The 21,399-nt window shown below is 71.5% G+C and carries 18 protein-coding genes; 6 read left to right on the forward strand and 12 right to left on the reverse strand.

From position 1 onward, the window contains the following. Positions 1-3: 3 nt before the first annotated feature. On the reverse strand, positions 4-1,575 hold the full coding sequence (locus tag E4N62_RS17505; RefSeq protein ID WP_230215468.1) for a protein kinase: 1,572 nt from the start codon (positions 1,573-1,575) through the stop codon (positions 4-6). A 390-nt stretch (positions 1,576-1,965) separates the two neighbouring features. Here E4N62_RS17505 and E4N62_RS17510 point away from each other — a divergent pair, with 390 nt between their 5' ends. After that, positions 1,966-3,621, forward strand: a complete 1,656-nt coding sequence (locus E4N62_RS17510; protein ID WP_230215470.1) for a protein kinase — start codon at positions 1,966-1,968, stop codon at positions 3,619-3,621. 138 nt (positions 3,622-3,759) lie between these two features. Here E4N62_RS17510 and E4N62_RS17515 read toward each other — a convergent pair whose 3' ends face one another. Further along, the gene (locus E4N62_RS17515) at positions 3,760-4,305 is read right to left on the reverse strand and encodes a bacterial proteasome activator family protein (RefSeq protein WP_184906276.1); all 546 of its coding nucleotides are present in this window, start codon (positions 4,303-4,305) and stop codon (positions 3,760-3,762) included. 192 nt (positions 4,306-4,497) lie between these two features. On the opposite strand from E4N62_RS17515, the gene E4N62_RS17520 reads away from it, so the two are divergent. Further along, positions 4,498-4,926 (forward strand): hypothetical protein, encoded by a 429-nt coding sequence (locus tag E4N62_RS17520; RefSeq protein ID WP_230215471.1) that lies wholly within the window; start codon positions 4,498-4,500, stop codon positions 4,924-4,926. A 46-nt stretch (positions 4,927-4,972) separates the two neighbouring features. Here the strand turns inward: E4N62_RS17520 and E4N62_RS17525 are convergent, their stop codons facing one another. Next, on the reverse strand, positions 4,973-5,953 hold the full coding sequence (locus tag E4N62_RS17525; protein ID WP_230215472.1) for an NAD(P)H-quinone oxidoreductase: 981 nt from the start codon (positions 5,951-5,953) through the stop codon (positions 4,973-4,975). Positions 5,954-6,462: 509 nt separating this feature from the next. Between E4N62_RS17525 and E4N62_RS17530 the strand changes: the two genes are divergently transcribed. Both E4N62_RS17530 and E4N62_RS17535 read left to right on the forward strand, forming a co-directional pair. Further along, positions 6,463-7,491, forward strand: a complete 1,029-nt coding sequence (locus E4N62_RS17530) for an ATP-binding cassette domain-containing protein (protein ID WP_230215473.1) — start codon at positions 6,463-6,465, stop codon at positions 7,489-7,491. Continuing rightward, positions 7,488-8,336, forward strand: coding sequence for an ABC transporter permease (locus E4N62_RS17535; RefSeq protein ID WP_184906284.1), 849 nt, complete (start codon positions 7,488-7,490; stop codon positions 8,334-8,336). The genes E4N62_RS17530 and E4N62_RS17535 overlap by 4 nt, the downstream gene beginning before the upstream one ends. Positions 8,337-8,416: 80 nt before the next feature. Here the strand turns inward: E4N62_RS17535 and E4N62_RS17540 are convergent, their stop codons facing one another. From E4N62_RS17540 to pdhA, 6 genes are all read right to left on the reverse strand, one after another. Next, positions 8,417-9,508 carry a TrkA family potassium uptake protein gene (locus tag E4N62_RS17540; RefSeq protein ID WP_230215474.1) on the reverse strand — a complete coding sequence of 364 codons (1,092 nt, stop codon included), beginning with the start codon at positions 9,506-9,508 and terminating at the stop codon, positions 8,417-8,419. Between the two features lie 112 nt (positions 9,509-9,620). Then, positions 9,621-10,976 carry a molybdopterin molybdotransferase MoeA gene (locus E4N62_RS17545; RefSeq protein WP_230215475.1) on the reverse strand — a complete coding sequence of 452 codons (1,356 nt, stop codon included), beginning with the start codon at positions 10,974-10,976 and terminating at the stop codon, positions 9,621-9,623. Beyond that, the gene (locus E4N62_RS17550) at positions 10,973-11,938 is read right to left on the reverse strand and encodes an NTP transferase domain-containing protein (protein WP_230215476.1); all 966 of its coding nucleotides are present in this window, start codon (positions 11,936-11,938) and stop codon (positions 10,973-10,975) included. The genes E4N62_RS17545 and E4N62_RS17550 overlap by 4 nt, the downstream gene beginning before the upstream one ends. A gap of 113 nt (positions 11,939-12,051) precedes the next feature. After that, complete coding sequence (locus E4N62_RS17555; protein WP_230215477.1) at positions 12,052-13,503, reverse strand: dihydrolipoamide acetyltransferase family protein; 1,452 nt, start codon at positions 13,501-13,503, stop codon at positions 12,052-12,054. Further along, positions 13,503-14,507, reverse strand: a complete 1,005-nt coding sequence (locus E4N62_RS17560) for an alpha-ketoacid dehydrogenase subunit beta (RefSeq protein WP_230215478.1) — start codon at positions 14,505-14,507, stop codon at positions 13,503-13,505. The genes E4N62_RS17555 and E4N62_RS17560 overlap by 1 nt, the downstream gene beginning before the upstream one ends. Beyond that, positions 14,504-15,640 (reverse strand): pyruvate dehydrogenase (acetyl-transferring) E1 component subunit alpha, encoded by a 1,137-nt coding sequence (pdhA, locus tag E4N62_RS17565; RefSeq protein ID WP_230215479.1) that lies wholly within the window; start codon positions 15,638-15,640, stop codon positions 14,504-14,506. Before pdhA ends, E4N62_RS17560 begins: the two co-directional genes overlap by 4 nt. Positions 15,641-15,829: 189 nt before the next feature. Here pdhA and E4N62_RS17570 point away from each other — a divergent pair, with 189 nt between their 5' ends. Further along, positions 15,830-16,315 carry an Lrp/AsnC family transcriptional regulator gene (locus E4N62_RS17570; protein WP_230215573.1) on the forward strand — a complete coding sequence of 162 codons (486 nt, stop codon included), beginning with the start codon at positions 15,830-15,832 and terminating at the stop codon, positions 16,313-16,315. Between the two features lie 105 nt (positions 16,316-16,420). Here the strand turns inward: E4N62_RS17570 and E4N62_RS17575 are convergent, their stop codons facing one another. Together E4N62_RS17575 and E4N62_RS17580 are read right to left on the reverse strand one after the other, a co-directional pair. Continuing rightward, positions 16,421-17,011 carry a TetR/AcrR family transcriptional regulator gene (locus E4N62_RS17575; RefSeq protein ID WP_230215480.1) on the reverse strand — a complete coding sequence of 197 codons (591 nt, stop codon included), beginning with the start codon at positions 17,009-17,011 and terminating at the stop codon, positions 16,421-16,423. Next, the gene (locus E4N62_RS17580) at positions 17,008-18,525 is read right to left on the reverse strand and encodes a 3-hydroxyacyl-CoA dehydrogenase (RefSeq protein WP_230215481.1); all 1,518 of its coding nucleotides are present in this window, start codon (positions 18,523-18,525) and stop codon (positions 17,008-17,010) included. Before E4N62_RS17580 ends, E4N62_RS17575 begins: the two co-directional genes overlap by 4 nt. A gap of 201 nt (positions 18,526-18,726) precedes the next feature. Between E4N62_RS17580 and paaN the strand changes: the two genes are divergently transcribed. Then, on the forward strand, positions 18,727-20,433 hold the full coding sequence (gene paaN / locus E4N62_RS17585) for a phenylacetic acid degradation protein PaaN (RefSeq protein ID WP_230215482.1): 1,707 nt from the start codon (positions 18,727-18,729) through the stop codon (positions 20,431-20,433). A 23-nt stretch (positions 20,434-20,456) separates the two neighbouring features. Here paaN and E4N62_RS17590 read toward each other — a convergent pair whose 3' ends face one another. Continuing rightward, complete coding sequence (locus tag E4N62_RS17590; RefSeq protein WP_230215574.1) at positions 20,457-21,191, reverse strand: RNA methyltransferase; 735 nt, start codon at positions 21,189-21,191, stop codon at positions 20,457-20,459. Between the last annotated feature and the right edge of the window lie 208 nt (positions 21,192-21,399).

A 21,399-nucleotide genomic window follows, 5' to 3' on the forward strand; every position in this document is an offset into this window, starting at 1 on the left:
TGGTCAGCCCGCTTCGCCGCCGATGCCGCCCGGCAGGCCGCCCGCGTCACCGCCGCCGCTGCTGTCGTCGGTCGGTTCGTCGGTCGGTTCGTCGGTCGGTTCCTCGGTGGTCGGCTCCTCCGACGTGGGCTCGTCGGTCGTCGGCTCCTCCGACGGCTGGCTCTGCGTCGGCGACGGGCTGGAGCTCGGCTGCTGCGTGTACGACGGGGTGTAGCCGCCGCCGTTGTTCGAGTCGGTGGAGTCGTCCGTGGGCTCCTCGGTCGCCTCGTCGGTGGGCGACTCGCTGGTGTCCTTGTCCTTGCTGGACGTCGTGGCCGTCGGGGACTTCGTGGTCCCGTTGCCGCCGCCGGAGTCGCCCTTGTTGTTCAGCGCCAGGGCGACGCCCGCCGCGATGGCGATCACCGCGAGGACGGCGAGGATCCACAGCTTGCCGCGGCCGCTGCCCCGGTTGCCGTTGCCCTCGAAACCGCCGTCGTCCCGGCCTCCGCCGCCGTACCCCGGCAGGATCGGCTGCGGGATCTGCGAGGTTCCCGATTCCCCCGGGTGCGGCATGACCGCCGTACCGGACATACCGCCCGGCGGGGTGTGCCGGCCCTCGTGCATGGCGACGGGCCCGGTGTTCCAGGTGCCGGTGTGGCCGCCCTGGTCGTAGAGCATCTGCAGGCCGTACTGGACGAGGCCGCGCATCTCCTCGGCCGTCTGGAACCGGTCGTCCGGCTCCTTGGCGAGGGAGCGCATGACCAGCCCGTCGAGCTCCGGGGGCGCCACCCCCTCCGAGGTCTCGGAGGGCGGCACCGGGATGTCCTGGACGTGCTGGTAGACCACCGAAAGGGGGGTCTCGCCGATGAAGGGCGGCCGGAGCGCCAGGAGTTCGTAGAGCAGACAGCCGGTGGCGTACAGGTCGGAGCGGTGGTCGACGGCCTTGCCGAGCGCCTGCTCCGGGGAGAGGTACTGCGGCGTGCCCATGACCATGCCGGTCTGCGTCATCGTCGTGGACGCGCCGTGCAGGGCGCGGGCGATGCCGAAGTCCATCACCTTCACCGCGCCGTTCGTGGTGATGATGACGTTCGCCGGCTTGATGTCACGGTGCACGATGCCGTGCTGGTGCGAGTACGCGAGCGCCTCCAGCACACCGGAGACGATGATCAGCGCCTGCTCGGGGCCGGGGGCCTCGGCGTTGAGCAGCAGGTCCCGGATGGTGCGGCCCTCGACCAGCTCCATGACGATGTACGGCACCGGGGTGCCGTTCACGACATCCTCACCGGAGTCGTAGACCGCCACGATCGAGTGGTGGTTGAGGCCGGCCACGGCCTGTGCCTCGCGCGTGAAGCGGGCCTTGGACACGGGGTCCTCGGCGAGGTCGGAGCGGAGCAGTTTGACCGCGACCGTCCGGCCGAGACGTACGTCCTCGGCCGCGAACACCTCGGCCATACCGCCCCGGCCGAGTCTGTGGGTCATCCGGTACCGGCCGTCACCTACCAGCCCGCCGTTGCCCCACAACTCCGGCGCGTCCGACATGCCGCCGCCAGTCGCCTCGGGGTCGGACGGGCCCTGAGAGCGCTGCTGCTGTGCCATCAGTCCTCGCCGTCGTTTCTGCCCGCGGTCCGCGCGGTACTTGTTACGGTCTCCGTCGGCCACGCTACAGCCTTCACGCAAGAGGCCGGTCCGGGTTGGATGCGCGACGGGTTCACGACGGATTCAAGGTGGATTCAAAGGTTGATCGGCCATGAAACCCGCAGCGCGCGCACTCGTGCAAGTTCTGTGTACCGGGCGTACGCCCCCTGTAACGCTTCCGCGACGCTTCTTTCGCGTACGGTCACGGATCGGGCACCGCGCTTGACGTGTCAGTGCCCTGGGGCAGACTTGGCCGGGAATAGCACAAAGGATCACCGGAATCATCAGGGATCACCGATCGCGGGAGCCACACCAGCTGCTTTCGCGCGCGCCGATGGGGGACGCAGGAAGATGAGCCAGGACGCCGCACAGGGCCGGTACGCGGGGCGGTCGCTAGCCGGTGGCCGGTACCAACTGCGTGACCTGCTCGGCGAGGGCGGCATGGCCTCCGTCCACCTCGCGTACGACTCGGTGCTCGACCGACAGGTCGCGATCAAGACACTGCACACCGACCTCGGCCGCGAACAGGCCTTCCGTGAGCGCTTCCGCCGTGAGGCGCAGGCCGTGGCGAAGCTCACCCACACCAACATCGTGTCGGTGTTCGACACCGGCGAGGACGATCTGGACGGCATGACGACGCCGTACATCGTCATGGAGTACATCGAGGGCAAGCCGCTCGGTTCGGTGCTCGACGCGGATGTCGCCCAGCTCGGCGCCATGCCGTCCGACAAGGCACTGAAGATCACCGCGGATGTGCTGGCGGCGCTGGAGATCAGCCACGAGATGGGCCTGGTCCACCGGGACATCAAGCCGGGCAACGTGATGATGACCAAGCGCAACGTCGTGAAGGTCATGGACTTCGGCATCGCCCGCGCCATGCAGTCCGGTGTCACGTCGATGACGCAGACCGGCATGGTCGTCGGCACCCCGCAGTACCTCTCGCCCGAGCAGGCCCTCGGCCGCGGCGTGGACGCCCGCTCCGACCTGTACTCGGTCGGCATCATGCTCTTCCAGCTGACCACCGGGCGACTGCCGTTCGAGGCGGACTCGCCGCTGGCCATAGCGTATGCGCACGTCCAGGAGGAGCCGGTCGTTCCCTCCTCGATCAACCGTTCCCTGCCGCCCGCCGTGGACGCCATCATCGCCCGCGCGCTGAAGAAGAACCCGAACGAGCGGTTCCCGAGCGCGGAGGCGATGCGGGACGAGTGCCTGCGGGTCGCCGCGTCCCTCCAGCCCGTCGCGCCGAGCATCGTGCCGGGTGTGCAGACGGCCAGCGGCGCGGGGGTCTCCTCCGCGGTCTTCCCGCCGATCGACCACACGGGCGCGCCGCAGTCGGGCAGCGTGCAGACGCCGTACCAGCCGCCGGCGACGGGCGGTTACGGCCCGCCCACGCCCGCCCCCACTCCGACGCCCGCCCCATCCTACGGCTACCCGCAGCAGGGCGGCTACCCGACGCCGCCGCAGACCGCCGCGTACTCGCCGCAGCAGGGCGGGGCCACCCCGCCTCCGTACAACATCACGCCCCAGCAGTCCTCGCTGTCGGCCGGGCACTCCGGGGGCGGGAAGAACAACAAGGGCGTCATCGTGGGCGCGATCGCGGTGTCGGTCCTGGCAGTCGGCGGTCTGATCGTGGCGCTCAGCCTGAGCTCGGGCACCGAAGCGGAGGGCGGTGACGACGGCGCGAACGCGTCCTCCTCGCCGACCGTGGTCGAGGGGCACAAGGGTCCGGACACGTCGAAGGTCATCGACTCGACCGAGTGCACGGAGCCCAGGGAGTCGTACAACGACTCCGACAAGATCGAACTGCCGGACTTCACCTTCAAGAACATCGACTCGGTGAAGAAGTGCTTCCAGGCGGCGGGCTGGCAGTACGACGTCCAGAAGGTCGACGAGAACACGTACGGCGAGGGCACGGTCATGGAGCAGTACCCGGCCGCCTCCGAGGACGTCGACCCCAAGGACATGCCCTCGATCATCCTCAAGGTCTCGACGGGCAACCCGGCCTGACGCCCCTGTCGCAGCCATGGCGGGAACAGTCGTAGGAAGGGCCCGGCACTCGGTGTGCCGGGCCCTTTGCGTACGTGGTGGGGGGTTTCGCCGAACGGCTCTCACAGGCTCTCACCGAGAGCCTGCCGGAAGGAGTGGCTAGAGGTACGGTCCGCCGGAGCGGCCGACCGTGCGCGGGTCGTCGTCGCCCTCGTGGCCGCCGACGCCGGGCGGCAGCGCGCGGCGCATCTGCTCCAGCTGGGCCCGGGCGGCCATCTGCTGGGCGAACAGCGTCGTCTGGATCCCGTGGAAAAGGCCTTCGAGCCAGCCGACCAACTGGGCCTGGGCGATCCGCAGTTCCGCGTCGCTCGGGATCACCTCGTCGGTGAAGGGCAGGGAGAGCCGCTCCAACTCCTCCACCAGCTCGGGCGCCAGGCCGTCCTCCAGTTCCTTGACGGAGCTGGCGTGGATCTCCTTCAGCCGGGCCCGGCTGGCCTCGTCGAGAGGGGCGACCCGTACCTCTTCGAGCAGTTGCTTGATCATGCTGCCGATGCGCATGACCTTGGCCGGCTGTTCCACCATCTCCGTCACCGGGACCTCGCGGGAGTCCTCATCGCCTCCACCGCCGCCCACGGCCATGCCGTCCTGGCCCACGACCAGGATCTGGGGCTGTTCGGGCGACCGTTCGTTCCTCGGCATCTCCATGCCGCCATTCTCTCGCACGCGTACACCTCACCACCCTGGTGCCCCCCACACAGGGTGATCCACCGTTTACGTGGCCACGGCCCGCGCCCCCGACCCACCGATGCCGCCGCGCGGTGTCGAGGTCGGTCTGCTCGGAGGAGGGGTGCGATGCGTCCGGATGCCGGGAGGTCGGTGCCGTGTGACGCTGAGGGCGTGGCTACCTGGCTTCGTTCGGTGCGCGTGACGGGACCGGTTCTCGTCGCGGGGCTGCTCGTCGTTCTGGTGACGGGGGTCGCGCCGACGGCGTACGCGGCCGATCCCGACCCCGCGACCTCCTGGGCCGGCAGCCGCGCGGGCGAAGGCCGCGAACGGCCGGGGCGGCCGGACGCAGTCCCCGCGGAACCGGAGGACGAGACCTCCACGCCCCGGAAGAGCCCGCCGCCGAACCGGACGGCCCGGGCTCCCCCTCGCCCCCGACCCTCCCAGAACGCCGCCCTGCCCGTGCCCGGCGTGCCACCCGGTACCGGCACCGCGACCGTCGAGGAGCCCGTCCTACAGGCCCTCGCCCTCGGTGGCGGCCTGATTCTCATAGGCATGGGCCTCGGACTGGCCTTCGTGGGGCTGCGCATACGGCGGTACTGAACCGGAGCCGGGCCACAGAGTCAGGCCCGGGTCCGGCTGAGCCCTCCTACGGCACCACCAGCAACACCTTGCCCACGTGGCCGCTCTCCTCCAGCACCCGGTGCGCCGTGGCCGCGTCGTCCATGGGGATCTCCCGGTCGACGACCGGCCGCACATGGCCACCGCCGATCAGGGGCCAGACATGTTCGCGTACGGCGGCCACGATCGCCGTCTTCTCCTCCTGCGGCCGGGCCCGCAGCGAGGTCGCGCTGATCGCCGCCCGCTTGGCGAGGAGGGCGCCGATGTTCAGCTCGCCCTTGATACCGCCCTGCAAGCCGATGATCGCGAGCCGTCCGTTGACGGCGAGGACCCGGACGTTGCGGTCCAGGTACTTTGCGCCCATGTTGTCGAGGATGACGTCCGCGCCCCTGCCGTTCGTGGCCGCCCGGACCTCCTCGACGAAGTCCTGCTCGCGGTAGTTGATCAGGATGTCCGCGCCCAGGGCGGCGCACTGCTCCAGCTTCTCCTTGGTACCCGCCGTGACGGCGACCTTCGCACCGACGGCCTTGGCGAGCTGGACGGCCATCGTGCCGATGCCGCTGGAGCCGCCGTGTACGAGGAGCGTCTCACCGGGACGCAGGTGGGCGATCATGAAGACGTTCGACCAGACCGTACAGGTCACCTCGGGCAACGCGGCGGCCTGCCGGAGGTCGAGGCCGGAGGGGACCGGCAGCAGCTGACCGGCCGGAACAGCGACCTTCTCCGCGTAGCCGCCGCCCGAGAGCAGCGCGCACACCTCGTCGCCGACGCTCCACCCGGCCACCCCGGGCCCGATCTCCGCGACTCGGCCGGAACACTCCAGGCCGGGGTAGGGGGAGGCGCCGGGCGGTGGGTCGTAGAAGCCCTGCCGCTGCAGCAGGTCGGCGCGGTTCACGGCGCTCGCCGCCACCTCGATGAGCACTTCGCCCTCGCCGGGCACCGGGTCGGGGACCTCGTCCCAGACCAGGGCCTCGGGTCCACCGGGTTCGGGAATCGTGATCGCATGCATGAGAGGGACGCTACCGATCCTGTGGGCTGAGCGTGAGTGAGCCCGCTCAGCCGCACGCCCCGAACGGTCTTGGGCGCTCCCCCACTGCCTCAAGGGCGTGGGAGGTACCCTCAGGTCCCCGGCATTCTCGACCCCGGGTCGGCGACACGCATCCCGTGCGTGGTCCGGGCCCGGGAGGCCGGCTCCCTGCGCGACCTGGCCATATAGGTACGGCCAAAGGCGACGGGGAGGCCGAACAGTTGGCCCGACCAGCCCAGGGCGCCGCAAGCTCACAAGTGGACGATCACACGATCGAGCTAATGGGGTGCGATCGACCCCCATCGGAGAGACTGTGGAGACCCCACGGCAGCACGGGTTCTCGCCGACGCGCTTCGCTCCGATACCGAAGCAGCCGACGCGATCGTGTTTCCCGCGTTTTTCCCGCGCGGCGACCGATGAGTTCCGGCAGTCCCGGCGGTCTCCCCTTGCGTAGCCCCGGACACGGGCCCCGTACGCGGAAGGATCTCAACATGAGCGCACAGACATCCGGCCTCGCGATCGAGACCGCGGGTCTGGTGAAGACGTTCGGCGAGACCCGGGCCGTCGACGGCGTCGACCTGGCCGTGCCCGCCGGCACGGTCTACGGCGTCCTCGGCCCGAACGGCGCCGGCAAGACCACCACCGTGAAGATGCTCGCCACACTGCTGCGCCCCGACGGCGGCCAGGCGCACGTCTTCGGACACGACGTCGTCCGGGAGGCCGACGAGGTACGCGGCCGGGTCAGCCTCACCGGGCAGTACGCCTCCGTGGACGAAGACCTCACCGGCAGCGAGAACCTGGTGCTGCTCGCCCGGCTCCTCGGCCACGACAAGCGAACGGCCCGGCAGCGCGCCGGTCAGCTGTTGGAGGCCTTCGGACTGAGCGACGCGGCCGGAAAGCAGGTCAAACACTACTCGGGCGGCATGCGGCGCCGCATCGACATCGCCGCGTCCATCCTCAACACGCCCGACCTGCTGTTCCTGGACGAGCCGACGACCGGCCTCGACCCGCGCAGCCGCAACCATGTGTGGGACATCGTGCGCGCGGTGGTCGCCCAGGGCACGACCGTGCTGCTGACCACGCAGTATCTGGACGAGGCGGATCAGCTGGCGTCCCGGATAGCGGTCATCGACCAGGGCAAGGTGATCGCGGAGGGCACGAAGGGTGAGCTGAAGGCGTCCGTGGGCGCCGGTTCCGTCCATCTGCGGCTGCGCGACGCGGCCCAGCGACCGCAGGCCGAGGAGGTGCTGCGCCTCGCCCTCGACGCCGACGTGCAGCGCGAGCCGGACCCGGTGGCGCTGACGGCGCGCGTCGGCGCGGGATCCGCGGGCGGACAGGGGGCCGCCGAGGCCGCCGCCCGGGCGCTCGCCGAGCTGGCCCGCACCGGCATCACCGTCGACAACTTCTCGCTGGGCCAGCCCAGTCTGGACGAGGTGTTCCTCGCCCTCACCGGTCACGACACCAAGGCGGCCACGAAGGCCGAGGACGCCCCTGAGACGAAGGACGAGGCAGCGGCATGAGCACCGCCACCACCACCGACAACAAGGAACTCGCCCCCGTCAGCGCCGAGTCGCTCGCCGCGCTGCTCATCGCGAAGGAACGCCCGCCGCGGCCCAGCGCCGTGTCGGCCTCGCTGACGTTCGGCTGGCGGGCCATGCTCAAGATCAAACACGTACCGGAGCAGCTCTTCGACGTCACCGCCTTCCCGATCATGATGGTGCTGATGTACACGTACCTCTTCGGTGGGGCGCTGGCCGGCTCACCGGAGCAGTACATCCAGTTCCTGCTGCCCGGCATCCTGGTGATGTCGGTCGTGATGATCACGATGTACACCGGCGTCTCGGTCAACACGGACATCGAGAAGGGTGTCTTCGACCGGTTCCGCTCGCTGCCCATCTGGCGGCCGTCGACGATGGTCGGCTATCTGCTGGGCGACGCCCTGCGCTACGCGATCGCGTCGGTGGTGATGCTCACCGTCGGCATGATCCTCGGCTACCGCCCGGACGGTGGTGTGGTCGGTGTGGTCGCCGGGGTCGCGCTGCTCATCGTCTTCTCGTTCTCGTTCTCGTGGATCTGGACGATGTTGGGCCTCATGCTGCGCACCGAGAAGTCCGTGATGGGCGTCAGCATGATGGTGATCTTCCCGCTGACCTTCCTGTCCAACGTCTTCGTCGATCCGAGCACCATGCCGGGCTGGCTCCAGGCATTCGTCAACAACAGCCCGGTCACGCATCTGGCCTCGGCGGTCCGCGAGTTGATGGCGGGCGAGTGGCCTACTGCGGAGCTCGCCTGGACGCTGGGCTGGTCCGCCCTGTTCGTGCTGGTCTTCGGACCGATCACGATGCGGCTGTACAACCGCAAGTAGGCGATCGCTGCAAGAGGGTGGCCCCAGGGTACGGGATCCCGGGGCCACCCTTTTCGTTCCCGCTACGGCTTTCGCTCCCGCTACGGCAGGTGCTTGGTCTCGGGGGTGATCTTCGTGCTCGGGGTGGCCCGGACGATGGTGATCAGCCGGTCCGTCAACTGCAGCTCACCGATGGACGGATCGTCGTAGCCCAGCACCCGGTGCCCGCGCAGCACGCTGACCACCAGGTCCTCCGTCTCCCGAACACCTCGCCCCACCTCGGCCTTTATGACCGGCCGTTCGGCGATGTCGAGCCCGCTGCCCTGTTGGATGAGGTCCTCCATCACCATGCCGGCGGCGGGGCTGAGCACGGAGAGCCCGAGGAGCCGCCCGGCCGCGCTGGCGCTGGTGATGACGACATCGGCCCCGGACTGCTTCAGCAGCGGCGCGTTCTCCTCTTCCCGGACGGCGGCCACGATCTTCGCGCCCCGGTTGAGCTGGCGGGCGGTCAGCGCGACCAGGACGGCGGTGTCGTCCCGCGCGGTCGAGATGATGATCTGGCGCGCCTTCTGCAGCTCGGCCCGCAGCAGCACATCACTGCGGGTCGCGTCCCCGATGACCCCCGTGTACCCCTCGGAGGTCGCCGCCTCGACGGCCTTCGAGCTCGGGTCCACGACGACGATCTGCTCCTTCTTCAGACCCGTCGCGCAGACGGTCTGGACCGCCGACCGCCCCTTCGTCCCCCAGCCGACGACAACGGTGTGCTCCCTCAAAGCCGCCCTCCAGCGGTTCAGTCGCCATTCCTCGCGCGTGCGCTCCGTGAGAACCTCCAGCGTGGTGCCGACCAGAATGATCAGGAACAGCACACGCAACGGCGTGATCACGAAGATGTTGGTGAACCGGGCAGCATCGCTGACCGGGGTGATGTCGCCGTATCCGGTGGTGGAGAGGGTGACGGTCGCGTAGTAGAACACGTCGAGCATATCCACTGAACCGTCGGAGCTGTCGTTGTACCCCTCGCGGTCGGCATAGACGATGAAGGCGGTGGCGACCAGCAGGAACAAGGCCATCGCCAGCCGCTTGCCGACCTGACGGATCGGCCGCTCGACCTCTCGCTTCGGCAGTCTCACCTGGTGGGTCACGTGACGCTCGTCCGCGTTGCGGGCGATCGCGTCCTGGCCCGGAAGTTTCACGTGAAACACTCCCCGTTTCGGCGTACATCCCCTGGCTGCACTCCGCCCCCGACTGCCTTTTGTTTCACGTGAAACACCGTGGGTCGCAAGGCCGGTGGGCCGTATCGACGTTTCACGTGAAACACACCTGGATGCCTGCCGTCACCCAGGGCAGATCGAGCAGTTCCAGCTCCTGGCCGGAACGAGCGCCGCCCGGCGGTACGACGGCGAGGGCATCGGCGGTGGCGATTCCGCGGAGCATAGCGGGACCGTTGTAGTGCAACGGAAGGGCGTCATCACCCCGCAGACTGACCGGCACGAGCCGTGTGTCGTACGGGTGCCCGTGCACCGCCTCCCGAAGCGGCATCGTGTACGGCTCCGGGGCGGCGCGCCCGGCGAGGGTGCGCAGCAGCGGCTCGGCGAGCGTGAACAGTCCGGACACGGCGGCCAGGGGGTTACCGGGCAGCCCGACGAGGTGCTGATCCGGCTTGGTCCGGGCCAGCAGCATGGGGTGGCCCGGGCGCACTTTCACCCCGTCGACGAGGAGTTCGGCCCCGACACGGCGCAGGGTGGGGTGGACATGGTCGACGGGTCCGGACGCCGTGCCGCCCGTGGTGACGATGAGGTCAGCGGAGGACTTCTTCATCGCCCGGTACAGGGCGTCGGCGTCGTCGCCGAGGCGGCGTACGGCGGTGACCTCGGCGCCCAGTGCCCGGAGCCAGGAGGGCAGCATCGGTCCGAGGGCGTCCCGGATCGAGCCCTCGCGAGGGAGCCCCTCGGTGAGCAGTTCGTCGCCCAGGACGAGCAGTTCGACGCGTGGGCGGGGGAGCACGCTCAACGTGTCGTACCCGGCGGCCGACGCGAGCCCGAGCGCGGCCGGGGTGATCTGCGTGCCGAGCGGCAGCAGTTGGTCGCCGTTGCGGCACTCCTGGCCTCGTGGCCGGATGTCCTGCCCGTGGGCGAGGTCCCGGGTCGGGTGCAGTCGCCCCTTGTCGTCGGTGCGGCCGTGCTCGCTGCGCAGGACGGCGGTCGTGTCCGGCGGGATACGGGCGCCGGTGGCGATCCGGACCGCCTCTCCGTCCGTGAGCCGGACGGACTCACCGTGACCCGCCAGCACACCGTCCTCGCGTACCGCCCAGGGGCCGGGGCCCGCGACCGCCCAGCCGTCCATCGCCGAGGTGTCGAAGGAGGGAAGGTCGGTGAGGGCGGTGAGCGGGGCGGCGAGCACGAGACCGAGCGCCTTGTCGACGGTGACCGACACGGGGTCCCTGCGCCCGGCCGAGCGGGCGGCGCGTTCGGCGACGGCCCGGGCCTCGGGCCAGGAAGTGGCCCGGTGGTGAGAATCGTCCTTGGTCCGGTGCGCGCCGTTCTGACCGGTCGTGGGGGTCTCGCGGGAGGAGCGCGGCTCGGCCGGTCCCCGGACGGGCCTGTCGTTGGCCACGGCCAGCGCCTCCTCCACGTCGAGCTCCTCGGCGTCCTGGGCGGTCATCCGGCGGCCGGGCCGGTGTCCTGGCCGGCGCCGGGCCCGGGGTGGGGCTGGGCGGCCGGGGCGGCTTCGGGCAGGGCACCCGGCCCGGCCTCGGGAGTGGCCTCGTCGGCCCAGCGTAGAGCCAGGGCCGAGGCCTTGCGCGCGGCCTCGGTGACGGCCTCGGGGCCTCCCCCGGCCCTGGCGGCGGCGTAGCCGATGAGGAAGGTGGTCAGCGGGGCGGCGGGCCGGGCCACGCTGTGGGCGGCGTCACGGGCGAGGTCGAGCAGCTCGGTGATGTCGACGTCGAGGTCGATCCCCAGCTCGTCCTTGACTGCGGAAATCCATTCATCCAACACGTGGCCATGCTCCCTGATCCTTGCGCGGGCGGCGGCGATGTCGTCCCAGGTGTCGCAGTCGAAGGACGCGAGGGGGTCGGTGATTCGGGTGAGGCGCAGTGCGGCGGTCAGCCGCCGCAGGGGGAGCCCCGTCAGCCCGTCGTGCTCGTCGGCGAGCCGCACGAGCTCGCGGCGGAGGGCCTCGGCCCGGTGGGCGGCCACGAGCGGCTGGTCACGGCCGTCGGGGTCGGTGACCAGGACACCGTCGGCGGTCCCCTCGTCGGCCCTGAGGGCGTCGAGCAGTCGCCGTACCGTCTTCTCATCCAGGAAAGGCAGGTCGGCGGAGAGAACGACGACGTACGGCGCGGTGGTGTGCCGGAGTCCGGCGTCCAGCGCGGCGAGCGGGCCGCCGCCGGGGGGTTCCTCGCGGGCCCACAGGACGGGCCGCGCGGTGGGCCGGGGGTCGGAGACGACCACGGTCGTCCCGGCCCCGGCGCAGGCGCTCAGCACGCGGTCGAGCAGGGCCCGTCCGCCGACGCGCACGGCGGGCTTGTCCGTGCCGCCGAGCCGCCGGGCGGCACCACCGGCGAGCACGACGGTGTCGAACACGTCGGTATCGGGGTCCCCAGGGGGCTCGTACGCGGTCACCCTCCGAGTATGCGGGCCTCCACGATCACTGGGAACGGGGGAGGCCGCGCGTTCCCGGCCCGGTCGGGTCCGGCGCCGCCCCGGCGGCCGGACCCGACGGACGAAGGCGGTGATCAGAGCGTGCGCAGCAGCACCGCCGGCTGCTCGACGCAGTCCGCCACGTACCGCAGGAAGCCGCCCGCCGTGCCGCCGTCGCACACCCGGTGGTCGAAGGTGAGCGAGAGCTGCACGACCTGCCGTACCGCCAGCTCGCCCCGGTGCACCCAGGGCTTGGGGACGATGCGGCCGACGCCGAGCATGGCGGCCTCGGGGTGGTTGATGATCGGCGTGGAGCCGTCGACACCGAACACGCCGTAGTTGTTGAGCGTGAAGGTGCCGCCGGTCAGCTGGCCGGGCGTCAGGGTGCCGGTGCGTGCAGCCTCGGTCAGCCGGGCGAACTCCGCGCCGAGCGACTCCGCGTTCCTGGTGTGCGCGTCCCGCACGACGGGGACGACGAGCCCTCGTTCCGTCTGCGCGGCGAACCCGAGGTGCACCTGCTCCAGCCGTACGACCTCGCGGGCCTCCATGTCGACCGTGGAGTTGAGCTCGGGGAAACGGGCCAGCGCGGAGGTGCAGATACGGGCGAGCAACGCCAGGAGGGAGATCTTCGGGCCTCCGGCGGCGTTCATGGCCGTGCGGGCGTTCATCAGCTCCGTCGCGTCGGCGTCCACCCAGCAGGTCGCGTCCGGGATCTCACGCCGACTGCGGGAGAGCTTGTCGGCGACGGCGCCACGGATGCCACGGAGGGGGACACGGGTACCGGACGCGGTGCCCGCGGGCACGGACCGCGAGTCCGGAGTCGCGGTCGGTGTGACGGTCACGGCCAGGGGGTCCTGGGCCGGAGCCGTGGCGGCCCGCAGCGCGTGCTCCACGTCCGCCCGCAGGATCAGGCCCTCGGGCCCCGATCCCCGCAACTCCCGCAGGTCGAGCCCGTTCTCCCGGGCGAGACGGCGGACGAGCGGGGAGATGACGGGCACGGGCCCGTCCGGGCGCGCGGGGGAGGTGTCCGCCGTGAGGTTCTCCGGGCGCGCGGAGGAGGCGGCCGAAACGGCCCCGTCCGGCCGACCGGGCGAGGTGGCCGGCGCTGCCGTCGTCTCGACGGAGTCGAGCGCCGCCATCGGCGCTGGCGAGCCCGCGGGCCGGATCGTCTCGCCCGGCCGTACCCGCCTGCGGCGTGCCGGGGCCGCCCCGGTGCCGTAGCCGACCAGCACGTTGCCGGAGCCCTCGTGCGCGTCGGCGGGGGCCGCGCCCGGCGTCCCGGCGGAGCCTTCGGTGACCGGCGCTCCCACCGCCACGGTCAACAGCGGTGAGCCGACGGGCAGTTCCGTGCCCTCCTCGCCGAAGCGGGCGGTGACGACACCGCCGTAGGGGCAGGGGACCTCGACCATGGCCTTGGCCGTCTCGACCTCGACGACGGGCTGGTCGATCGCGACGACGTCGCCGACCTGGACGAGCCAGCGGACGATCTCGGCCTCGGTCAGTCCCTCGCCGAGGTCGGGCAGCTTGAACTCCAGCACCTGGGCCATCAGTTCTCCGCCTCCCACTGCAGGCGCCCCACGGCGTCCAGGATCCGGTCGACGCCGGGCAGATGGTGCCGTTCCAGCATCGGCGGCGGATACGGGATGTCGAACCCGGCGACGCGCAGCACGGGCGCCTCCAGGTGGTGGAAGCAGCGCTCGGTCACCCGGGCCGCGATCTCGCCGCCCGGGCCGCCGTAGGAGCCGGACTCGTGCACGACCACCGCGCGTCCGGTCCGCCGTACCGACGCGGCGACCGTCTCGTCGTCGAAGGGCACCAGGGAGCGCAGGTCGACGACTTCGAGGTCCCAGCCCTCGGCCGTGGCCGCCTCGGCGGCCTCCAGGCAGACGGGCACGGACGGGCCGTAGGTGATGAGCGTGACGCTGCGGCCCGTGCGGCGCACGACCGCGCGGCCGATCGGCTCGACGCTCTGCGGTTCCTCGGGGTTCCAGGTGTCCTTCGACCAGTACAGACGCTTGGGCTCCAGGAAGACCACCGGGTCGTCGGACGCGATCGCGGCGCGCAGCAGCCCGTAGGCGTCGGCGACGGTGGCGGGCGTGACGACATGGAGGCCGGGGGTCGCCATGTAGTACGCCTCGGAGGAGTCGCTGTGGTGCTCGACGCCGCCGATGCCGCCGCCGTACGGGACGCGGATCGTGATCGGCAACGGCATGGCGCCGCGCGTGCGGTTGCGCATCCGGGCGACATGGCTGATGAGCTGCTCGAACGCCGGGTAGGCGAACGCGTCGAACTGCATCTCCACGACCGGCCGCAGCCCGTACATGGCCATGCCGACGGCCGTGCCGAGGATGCCCGCCTCGGCGAGCGGGGTGTCGGTGACGCGGTCCTCGCCGAACTCCTTGGCGAGGCCGTCGGTGACCCGGAAGACACCGCCGAGGGTGCCGACGTCCTCTCCCATGACGTGCACGGTGGGGTCGGCGGTCATGGCGTCGCGCAGGGCGCGGGTGAGCGCCTGCGCCATGGTGGCGGGCCTGAGCGCGACGGTGGTCATCGGTGCGCCCCTTCTTCCTCCGCCGCCAGCTCGGCCCGCAGCAGGGCTTCCTGTTCGCGCAGTTGGGGGGTGGGTTCGGCGTACACATGGGCGAAGAGGTCCATGGGGTCGAGCACCGGGTCCTGGTTCATGCGCTCGCGCAGGTCGGCTGCCATCGCCTCGGCGGCGTCCCGGGCGGCCCGGATGCCGTCCTCGTCGAGGAGTCCGCGTTCGGTCAGCTCGTGCTCCAGGAGCGCGATCGGGTCGTGCGCGCGCCAGGTCTCGACCTCGGCGGCGCCCCGGTAGCGGGTGGCGTCGTCGGCGTTGGTGTGGGCGTCGATGCGGTACGTCACCGCCTCGACCAGCGTGGGTCCCCCGCCCGCGCGCGCGTGGGCCACGGCTTCGGCGAGCACCTGGTGCACGGCCGCCGCGTCGTTGCCGTCGACCAGGCGGCCCGGCATCCCGTAGCCGACGGCCTTGTGGGCGAGCGACGGGGCGGCGGTCTGCTTGGCCAGCGGGACGGAGATCGCGAAGCCGTTGTTCTGGACGAGGAAGACCACAGGGGCCTGCCAGACGGCGGCGAAGTTGAGGGCCTCGTGGAAGTCTCCCTCGCTGGTGCCGCCGTCGCCGACCAGGGCGAGCGCCACCACGTCGTCGCCCTTGAGGCGGGCGGCGTGCGCGAGGCCCACGGCGTGCGGGAGCTGGGTGGCAAGGGGCGTGCACAGGGGGGCGACACGGTGCTCGTGCGGGTCGTAGCCGGTGTGCCAGTCGCCGCGCAGCAGGGTGAGCGCCTGGACGGGGTCGAGGCCGCGGGCGACGGCGGCGAGCGTGTCGCGGTAGCTCGGGAAGAGCCAGTCCCGCTCCTCGAGAACGAGCGCTGCGGCGACCTCGCAGGCCTCCTGGCCGGTGCTGGAGGGGTAGACGGCGAGCCTGCCCTGCTTGGTCAGGGCCGTGGCCTGGGTGTTGTAGCGACGGCCGCGCACCAGCTCGGCGTAGAGCCGGCGCAGCAGCGCGGGATCGGCGTCGGCGGCCGCGTCCGTGCCGAGCACGCGGTAGGGCAGGGCGTCGGGCAGCAGCGGCGCGGGGTCCGTGCGGGGCTGCCAGGCGGGCGGCGGTGTCGGGCGGTACGCGCCCCGCTGCTCCATGACCGTCATACGGCACCTCCTCGTGGGAGTGGCTCAGGGACGCGGCACGGTTGTGACGCGTCTCACCTACCGATTGTTCGGTCGTTGGCGCATTTTGGCTACAGGCACCCTGAGGCTGTGGACAAACGGTTCTGCACAGCCTCAAATGAACGCAGTACGTCCATGGTAGGGAGGCGGGGGCACATGGCACCTGAACAAATGGCCGAGCCTCCGGAGCACGGCCCGGCCCTGTCGCCCCCTCGACCGCTGGACGCCATAGACCAGGACATCCTGCGCATGCTGCAGGCCGACGGCCGCGCCTCGATACGGTCGGTCGCCGAACGGGTCCACGTCTCCCGCGCCAACGCCTACGCACGCATCAACCGTCTCATCGAGGACGGCGTGATCCGGGGCTTCGGGGCGCGCGTGAACCACGAGCGCGCCGGGAAGGGCACCTCGGCCTACATCACCCTCAAGATCGTGCAGAACTCCTGGCGCACGGTCCGCGACCAGCTGCGCCAGCTCTCCGGCGCCGCCCACATCGCGCTGGTGGGCGGCGACTACGACGTTCTGCTGCTGGTGCACACCTCGGACAACAGAGCCCTGCGCGAGGTCGTCCTCACCAAGCTCCAGGCCATCCCGGAGGTGCTCAGCACCCGGACGCTGCTGGTGTTCGAGGAGGAGGACGTGGAACCGGAGGGCTGAGCCACCCGAGGGCCGGGCTGTCCCGCCGGACGGCACGCGGGCGCACGCAGGCGCCGAGGGGCGCTCACCGACCGGGCCCACCGAGGGGCGCCCACCGAGGACGGCTCACCCCTGGGCGCGCAACCCCGAGAACACCAGGTGCGCCACGGCGTCGGACACTTCCCGCTCGCCCATGCCCCGCCCGTCCGGCCGGTACCACTCCACGATCGAGTTGATCATCCCGAAGACCAGCCGGGTAGCGAGCCGCACCTCCACGTCACCCCGGACATCCCCGTCGGCCGCCGCCGCCTTCAGCAGCTCGGCGACCCGGTGGTCGAAGTCGCGGCGCCGCTCCAGCGCCCAGCGCTCGGTGTCGGTGTTGCCGCGCACCCGCAGCAACAGGGTCACGTAGGGGAGCTCGTTCATGAGCACCTCGACCATGCGCCGGACGACGTGCTCCAGGCGCTCCACCGCCCGCCCCTCGCGCGCCGGTTCCTCGTCGAGGATCCCGAAGAGGCCGTCCAGTGCCCGGCTGACGGCCCGGCGCAGCAACTCCTCCTTGCCGGTGACGTGGTGGTATATCGACGACTTGGAGATACCGGCCGCCCTGGACAGGTGCTCCATGGACGTGCCGTCGTAGCCGCGCTCGTTGAAGACCCGGACGGCGACGGACAACAGCGTCTCCGGGGTGTACGTGTCGCGCTTGGCGGTGGTCATGAGGAGGTGCCCTCCCGCTTGTCGGAGGCGTATGCGTGGCGGTAGAGCGCCAGGGACGGCGCGTAGCGCCCGGACGGGTCGCGCAGGTGCAGATCGTCCAGGAGGGCGTACGCCCAGTTCCGGCCCAGCCTGCGGCTCCATTCGAAGGGCCCCAGCGGGTAGTTGACGCCCAGCCGCATCGCCGTGTCGATGTCCTCCTTGGTGGCCACGCCCTTGGCGACGGCGTCGTGCGCGAGGTCGATGATCCGTGCCACCGTGCGGGCCACGATCATGCCGGGGGCGTCCCCGATGACGCTGACGTCCTTGCCGAGCGCCTGGAAGAGGCCGGTGGCCTCGGTGAGGGTCTGCGGTGAGGTGTCCTGGGAGGCGGAGAGCGCGATCCGGGTGGCTCTGCGGTAGTCGAGCGCCAGGTCGAAGTAGACGACGTCCCGGAACTCCACCGAGGTCTGCCCGTCGGCGAGGGCCAGCTGGCCGCCGCTCGGCAGGACGAGCCGGGTGCCGTGGTCCTCCTCGTCCTCACGGACGGGGATGCCCGCCTCCCGGATCAGGGTGAGCAGGTCGGAGGCGGGGCCGAGGTCGCCCTCGACGACGACGTACGCCGGCGCGGGCACCGGCTCGGCGGTGTGCGGCTCGGGGCGCTCGGCGCCGTCGGTGTGGTCGTACCAACCCTGTCCCGTCTTGCGGCCGAGCCGGCCGGACTCGACGAGCCGTCGCTGGGCGAGCGAGGGCGTGAAGCGCACGTCCTGGAAGAACGCCTGCCAGACGGAGTGGGTGACGGACTCGTTGACGTCCTGCCCGATGAGGTCGGTCAGTTCGAAGGCGCCCATCCTGAAGCCGCCGCACTCCCGCAGGATCGCGTCGATGGTGACGGGCTCGGCGGCCTGCGCCTCGTAGACCGCGAAGGCCTCCGCATAGAACGGCCGTGCGATGCGGTTCACGATGAAGCCGGGGGTGTCCGCGCAGGCGACCGGCGTCTTGCCCCAGACGCGCGCCAGCTCGTACGCGCGCGTGGCCGAGGTGACGTCGGTGGCGAACCCGGAGACGACCTCGACGAGCGGCAGCAGCGGCGCGGGGTTGAAGAAGTGCAGGCCCACGAAGCGGCCCGGGTTGCGCAGGGCACCGCCGATGGCCGTGACGGACAGGGAGGAGGTGTTGGTGGCGAGCAGGCAGTCCTCGCCGACGATGTCCTCCAGGGCGCGCAACAGCTCCTGTTTGACGTCCAGCCGCTCCAGGACGGCCTCGACGACCAGGCCGCAGTCCGCGAGGTCGGCGAGGCTCTCGGCGGCGTGCAGCCGGGCGCGCGCGGAGTCCCGGTCCGCGCCCGTCATGCGGTCCTTCGCGACGAGCCGGTCGAGCCGGTCGCCGATAGCCTCGGCAGCCTCCCGGGCACGACCGGGGGCGGCGTCGAACAGACGTACGGGATGGCCGGCGACCAACGCGACCTGGGCGATGCCCTGGCCCATGGTGCCGGTGCCGACGACGGCCACGGGGCTGCTGAGGTCGAGTGCTGTCATGTGCGCGATCCTCCCGCACGGGGTTGTCCACAGATGCGGCGGACCCCCTTGTCCCGACCGATCGTTCGGTTACTCTAGCCGTGTCCGCCCGCCCGTCGCCCACCACCACCCTGCACGAGGCGCTTCGCGCCACCCCCCAAATTCATTCCTGCCCAGGTCAGAGCTCGATGAAGAGCCCCTGACGTGAGGAGTTGGTCAAGCATGGCCGCCGAACCGTCCGCGCACGCCCTGATCGCCCAGCACCGGCCCACCCTCGACCAGGCCCTGGAAGCGATCCGCACCCGCGCGTACTGGTCGCCCCACCCCGAGCACCCCAAGGCGTACGGCGAGAACGGCAGCCTGGGCATGGCCGACGGCAAGGCCGCCTTCGACGCCCTCCTCGGCACCCGTCTCGACCTCGGCCAGCCCGGCACCGACGACTGGGTGGGCGGCGAGACCTCCCCGTACGGCATCGAGCTGGGCGTCACCTACCCGCACGCGGACGTGGACACGCTGCTGCCCGCCATGAAGGCCGGGCAGCGCGCGTGGCGCGACGCGGGCGCGGAGGCGCGCGCGGCGGTGTGCCTGGAGATCCTCAAGCGCATCAGCGACCGCACCCACGAGTTCGCCCACGCCGTCATGCACACCAGCGGCCAGGCGTTCATGATGGCGTTCCAGGCCGGCGGCCCGCACGCCCAGGACCGTGGCCTGGAGGCGGTGGCCTACGCGTACGCGGAGCAGGTCCGCACCCCCGACGAGGCGGCGTGGAGCAAGCCCCAGGGCAAGCGCGACCCGCTCGCGCTCACCAAGAGCTTCAAGCCCGTCCCGCGCGGAATCGCCCTGGTCATCGGCTGCAACACCTTCCCCACGTGGAACGGCTACCCGGGCCTGTTCGCCTCCCTCGCCACCGGCAACGCGGTGCTCGTGAAGCCCCACCCGCGCGCGGTGCTGCCGCTCGCCCTCACGGTCCAGGTCGCCCGCGAGGTTCTCGCGGAGACCGGCTTCGACCCCAACCTGGTGGCGCTGGCCGCCGAACGCCCCGGCGAGGGCATCGCCAAGGACCTGGCGACCCGCCCCGAGATCCGCATCATCGACTACACCGGCTCGACGTCCTTCGGCGACTGGCTGGAGGCCAACGCCCGCCAGGCGGAGGTCTACACGGAGAAGGCCGGCGTCAACACGGTGCTCGTCGAGTCCACCGCCGACTACAAGGGCATGCTCTCCAACCTGGCCTTCTCCCTCTCCCTGTACAGCGGCCAGATGTGCACCACCCCGCAGAACCTGCTCATCCCCCGCGACGGCATCAGCACCGACGAGGGCGCCAAGTCCTACGACGAGGTCGTCACCGATCTCGCCAAGTCCGTCGGCGGCCTGCTGGGCGACGACGCGCGCGCGAACGCGCTGCTCGGCGCGATCGTGAACCCCGACGTCAAGGCCCGCCTCGAAGCGGCCGCCTCCCTCGGCGAAGTCGCGCTCCCCTCCCGGGAGATCACCCACCCTGAGTTCCCGGACGCGGTCGTCAGGACGCCGGTGATCGTGAAGCTCGACGGCGCGCGGAAGTACTGGGAGCGCACCGACGACGAGGCCGCGTACCTGAGCGAGTGCTTCGGGCCGGTGTCGTTCGCCGTCGCGGTGGACTCGGCGGCGGACGGGATGGACCTGCTGCGCCGGACCATCGCCGAGAAGGGCGCGATGACCGTCGGCGCGTACACGACCTCCGACGAGGTGGCCGAGGCCGTCGAGGAGGTCTGCCTGGAGGAGTGCGCGCAGCTGTCGCTGAACCTCACGGGAGGGGTCTACGTCAACCAGACCGCGGCGTTCTCCGACTTCCACGGATCCGGTGGCAATCCGGCGGCGAACGCGGCCCTGTGCGACGGGGCGTTCGTCGCCAACCGGTTCCGGGTGGTCGAAGTGCGCCGTGAGGCGTAGCGGATCACGCCACTGAGCGCCCCTCAGGGAGCGCCCGACCCCGCGCTCCAGTGGTACAGCGTCATCGCCACGCTCGTCGCCAGGTTGTAGCTGGAGACCTGGGGACGCATCGGGAGCGACAGCAAGTGGTCTGCTCGGGAGCGCAGTTCGGTGGAGAGACCGCTGCGCTCGGAGCCGAAGGCGAGAACGGCGTCGTCCGGGAGCTTCAGCCCCCGGATGTCGTCGCCCTCGGGGTCGAGCGCGAAGAGGGGGCCCGGGGGCAGTTCGGCCACGCTCAGGCGCTCGACGGCGGTCGCGAAGTGCAGGCCCGCCCCGCCGCGCACCACTGTGGGGTGCCAGGGGTCCATGGTGCCCGTGGTGACCACACCGGTCGCGCCGAAGCCGGCCGCCAGGCGGATCACGGCCCCCGCGTTGCCCAGGTTGCGCGGGTTGTCGAGGACGACGACCGGGGCGGTGCGCGGCATGTGGGCCAGCGCCGCCAGATGGGCCTCGCGCGCCGGGCGCGCGGCCAGGGCGGCGACGGCGGTGGGGTGCGGGCGCGCCACGAGGGTCCGATACGTCTCCTCCGGGACCTCCTGGAGGAGACCCGCGAGCCGGTCCCGTACGTCCGGGGCCAGGTCGTCGGCGAGGGCGAGCGCCCCCGCACGGTCGACGGTGACGGCCACCGGCACGTCGGCGCCGAAGCGCACGGCGTGCTTGAGGGCGTGAAAACCGTCGAGCAGGACGGCGGTGTCGACGAGACGACGCCAGGCCCGCACGGGGTCGCCGGCCGGAGAGGCGGGCGATGCGCCCGCCGAGGCGTCGGCGGGACGCGCGGATGAGCCGCTCGCCGGGTCCACAACGGATCCCACCACCGGTCCGGCCGTCGCTCCGCCCCCAGGCTCGCTCGCCGCTATGCCCTCGGGTTTGCCCGCCACTACGCCCTCAGGTTTGCCCGCCGCTTCGCTCGCAGGTCCGCCGGCCTCT

Source organism: Streptomyces sp. MNU76 (assembly GCF_020982545.1).
Taxonomy (GTDB): Bacteria; Actinomycetota; Actinomycetes; order Streptomycetales; family Streptomycetaceae; genus Streptomyces.